General features: G+C 62.5%; 5 protein-coding genes. 2 read left to right on the forward strand and 3 right to left on the reverse strand.

Going from position 1 to position 4,051, the window contains the following annotated elements:
- Both EN906_RS11735 and EN906_RS11740 read left to right on the forward strand, forming a co-directional pair.
- On the forward strand, positions 1-960 hold a 960-nt coding region (locus EN906_RS11735), incomplete at its 5' end, for a cytochrome P450 (RefSeq protein ID WP_164777152.1).
- A gap of 54 nt (positions 961-1,014) precedes the next feature.
- Positions 1,015-1,740 (forward strand): transporter substrate-binding domain-containing protein, encoded by a 726-nt coding sequence (locus EN906_RS11740; protein WP_236383322.1) that lies wholly within the window; start codon positions 1,015-1,017, stop codon positions 1,738-1,740.
- A 70-nt stretch (positions 1,741-1,810) separates the two neighbouring features.
- On the opposite strand, the gene EN906_RS11745 is transcribed toward EN906_RS11740, so the two are convergent.
- The 3 genes from EN906_RS11745 to EN906_RS11755 all read right to left on the reverse strand — a co-directional run.
- Positions 1,811-2,161 (reverse strand): cupin domain-containing protein, encoded by a 351-nt coding sequence (locus EN906_RS11745; protein WP_127269930.1) that lies wholly within the window; start codon positions 2,159-2,161, stop codon positions 1,811-1,813.
- Between the two features lie 6 nt (positions 2,162-2,167).
- A complete protein-coding gene (locus tag EN906_RS11750; RefSeq protein WP_127269928.1) occupies positions 2,168-3,448 on the reverse strand; it encodes an O-acetylhomoserine aminocarboxypropyltransferase in 1,281 nt (426 codons plus the stop codon).
- A gap of 225 nt (positions 3,449-3,673) precedes the next feature.
- Positions 3,674-4,051 (reverse strand): CoA-binding protein (locus tag EN906_RS11755; protein ID WP_245484229.1); only part of this gene is annotated, 378 nt, incomplete at its 5' end.

The following is a 4,051-nucleotide window of genomic DNA, read 5'->3' on the forward strand; positions in this document are numbered from 1 at the left end:
GAAGCCAATTCGATGCTGGACCTGGAGCCGCCGGTGCACACGCGGCTGAGAACACTGGTCAACCGCGCCTTCGTCTCGCGTCAGGTCGAACGGCTGCGGGCGCGTGTCGAGGCTTTGGCCAACGAGTTGATCGACCGTTTCGAACCAGGCAAGGCGGTCGACCTGTTGCCTGCTTTCGCGGCGCCCTTGCCGATCACCATCATTGCCGAAATGCTCGGTGTCCCGGTCGAAATGGGGCCGCAACTGCTCGACTGGTCGCACCAGATGGTCGCCATGTACATGCATGGCCGCACACGCGCGATCGAAGAGACGGCCAACCGTGCCGCCCGCGAATTTGCGGATTTCCTCCGTGGCTACGTCACCGAGCGACGCCGAAATCCCGGCGACGACCTGTTGTCGCTGCTGATCTCGGCGCAGGAGGACGGTGAGAGGCTGTCGGAGGACGAGATGGTGTCCTCGGCGATCCTGCTGCTCAATGCCGGCCATGAAGCGACCGTGCATCAGACCGGCAATGCCGTCCGCTCGATCCTTATGCAGGGCGGCGATGTCAGCCGCTTCTTCGGTTCGCCCGAGGCGACCGCGGCAACGGTCGAGGAATGCCTGCGCTTCGACGCGCCGCTGCACATGTTCGCGCGCTATGCCTATCAGGAGATCGAGGTCGCGCCCGGCATCGTCGTGCAGCCGGGCGAGACGATCGGGCTGCTGCTGGGCATGGCCAATCATGACCCACGCGCCTTCGCCGATCCCCTCGCCTTCCGGCCCGACCGTGCCGACCAGAAGAACGTGTCCTTCGGCGCCGGTATCCATTTCTGCATCGGCGCGCCGCTCGCCCGGCTCGAATTGCAGGTGTCGCTGAAAACCCTGTTCGAACGGCATCCGAAGCTGCATCTTGCCGAAGAGGCGCGCTTTCGGGACACTTACCATTTCCATGGGCTGGAAACGCTCGCCGTCGGCTTTTGACGGCCACAAGCCGGGGCTGCCTCAGACTGTGCCCGGGGAATAGGTGGCGCCGGTTTGCCTGATCTGACTGAGTTGAAATTCGCCTTCCTGGAAGAGCCGCCATTCTGCTTTGCAGGTGCATCGGGCGAGGTCTCAGGCTGTGACGTCGAGCTTGCGCGCAGGCTCGGTGACATGCTCGGATTGGCGAGCTTTAAGCCGATCGAAGCCGAATTCGCTGAACTGCTGCCGGGATTGGTCGAGGGTCGTTGGACCATGACGACCGGCCTGTTCGTCTCCGAAGAGCGCAGGCAGCTTGTCGACTTCACACGGCCGATCTGGGCGCTGCAGGACGGGTTGCTGGTCGCGAAACACAATCCGCGTGGCTTTCGCGGCTACCAATCCATTGCCGAGGACCGGACAGCGTTGATTGGTGTCATAACCGATCAGGTTCAGCATCTTACGGCGTTGCACAACGGAATCGCGCCCGAGCAGGTCAGGACGTTTGCAACGCAGGCGGATGCGGCGGACGCAGTGGCCAGCGGCGCGGTGCACGCCTACGCCAGCGTTGCGATGGCGCACCGAGGCTATCTGACCCGGCGGCCCGATATGCCGCTTGGGCTTGTCGAGGTTCCCCCGATTGAAAAGCAGCCGTCGGCCGGTGCCTTCGCGATCGCCAAAGGCAATTCAGCCCTGCTCCGGCGCATCGATGCTTGCCTCGATGAATTGGTGGGCAGCGACTGGCACCGACGGATGATGGCGCGATACGGATTCTCGGACAGCGATATCGACCGCATCGTCTGATCCGTGCATCTTTTGTTGTTCGACCATGATCTTTACCCGAAAACCGGCCTCCACTTTTCGGGATCACGGTCTACAGCTTGATCACATACTCCTTGCGAGTCGTTTCAAGCACTTCCCAGCTGCCTTTGAAGCCGGGCCTGAGCACGAAGCTGTCGCCGGCCTTGACGGTACGCGCCTGCCCGCCGTCTTCCGCGATCACCGAAACGCCGGACAGGATGTGGCAGAACTCCCATTCGTCATAGACGATGCGCCATTTGCCCGGGGTCGATTCCCAGATGCCGGCGTAAAGGCCGCCGTCGCGCTCCTCGACATTCCAGGTGAGGAATTTGGGATCGCCCGAGATCAGCCGATCCGGCGTCGGCGCGCCCTGTTCGGCGTCGACAGTGTCGACGCCGATGGCAAGAAATTTTGACTCGCTCATGATCGGTCAGACCTTGGCTAGCGCCTGTTCGAGGTCGGCGACGATGTCGTTGACGTCCTCGATGCCAATCGAAAGCCGCACCGTGTCCGGTCCTGCGCCGGCCTTGACCTTCTGCTCGTCGGAAAGCTGGCGGTGCGTGGTCGAGGCCGGGTGGATGACCAGCGACTTGGTGTCGCCGACATTGGCCAGGTGCGAGAACAGCTCGAGCGCCTCGACAAATTTCACGCCGGCGTCATAGCCGCCCTTGAGAGCGAAGGTGAACACGGCACCGGCGCCCTGCGGCGAGTATTTCTTCTGCAGCGCATTGTTCTTATCGGTCGGCAGGCCTGGATAGTTCACCGACGCGACCTTGGGGTGGTTGGACAGCCAGGCGGCGACCGTCACGGCGTTGTCGCAGTGGCGCTGCATGCGAAGCGGCAAGGTCTCCAGGCCGGTCAAGATGAGGAAGGCGTTGAAGGGCGAGATCGCCGGACCGAGATCGCGCAGGCCGAGCACGCGCGCGGCAATGGCGAAAGCGAAATTGCCGAAGGTTTCGTGCAGGACAAGACCGCCATATTCGGGGCGCGGTTCCGACAGCATCGGGTATTTGCCCGACTTCGACCAGTCGAAGGTGCCGCCGTCGACGATGGCGCCACCGATCGAATTGCCGTGGCCACCGATGAACTTGGTCAGCGAATGGACGACTATGTCGGCGCCATGCTCGATCGGCCGGATCAGGTAGGGCGAAGCCAGCGTGTTGTCGACGATCAGCGGCAGGCCATGCTTGCGCGCGATGTCGCCGATCTTCTCGATATCGACGAAGGTGCCGCCCGGATTGGCCAGGCTCTCGATGAAGATCGCCTTGGTCCTGTCGTCGATCTGGCTCTCGAAGGTCGAGATGTCGTTGGTGTCGGCCCAGCGCACCTCCCAGCCATAATTCTTGAAGGCATGGCCGAACTGGTTGATCGAACCGCCATAAAGCTTGTTGGCGGCAACGAAATTGTCGCCCGGCTGCATCAGATTGTGGAACACGATCACCTGCGCGGCGTGGCCGGAAGCGACCGCGAGTGCCGCCGTGCCACCTTCGAGGGCCGCCATGCGCTCTTCCAGCACCGCCTGCGTCGGATTCATGATGCGGGTGTAGATGTTGCCGAAGGCCTTCAGCCCGAACAGCGACGCGGCATGGTCGGCATCGTCGAAGACGAAGGAGGTCGTCTGGTAGATCGGCGTGGCACGCGCGCCGGTCGCCGGATCGGGCTTGGCACCGGCATGGACGGCGAGCGTGTTGAAACCTGGCGTGCGGGTCACTGAAAACCTCCCTTTTGAAACTCTTGAAATCGCCGGGCATTCTTGGCGAAGCATGAGCGCGAATGCAAAGAAGAAAATGCCCTTCGGCGAACGATCTGCGGCCGAGGCCCGAGAAAATGCACTGGTCTAAGGAATAATTTTGCGCCCAAGGCGCATTGCGCATCAGGCCTTGCTTTTGGTGCACGTCGTTATCCCAAAACCGCCGCGCACTTTTAGCGACGTGTCCTACTTCTGGCGCACGCCAAAACTCTGGAATCCCGACCGCATCAGCGGCTTCTTCGACGACAGCACACCGGAATTGACGCCGGTCCAGCCGATCTCGCCGGACAGCTTGCCGTATTCGATCTTGGGGCAGCGGTTCATCACCACCTTGATGCCGGCGGCCTCGGCGCGCGCGGCGGCCTCGTCATGGCGAACGCCAAGCTGCATCCAGATGACTTTCGGCAAGGGATCGAGCCGCAACGCCTCGTCGACGATGCCGGGCACCGCCGCCGGCGCGCGAAAGACATCGACCATGTCGATCGGCTCGGGAATATCGGCGAGCCTCGCATAGGTCATCCGGCCGAGGATCTCCTTGCCGGCCTGGCCAGGATTGATCGGAAA

The sequence above is a fragment of the Mesorhizobium sp. M7A.F.Ca.CA.004.06.1.1 genome (genome assembly GCF_003999135.1).
Lineage (GTDB): Bacteria > Pseudomonadota > Alphaproteobacteria > Rhizobiales > Rhizobiaceae > Mesorhizobium.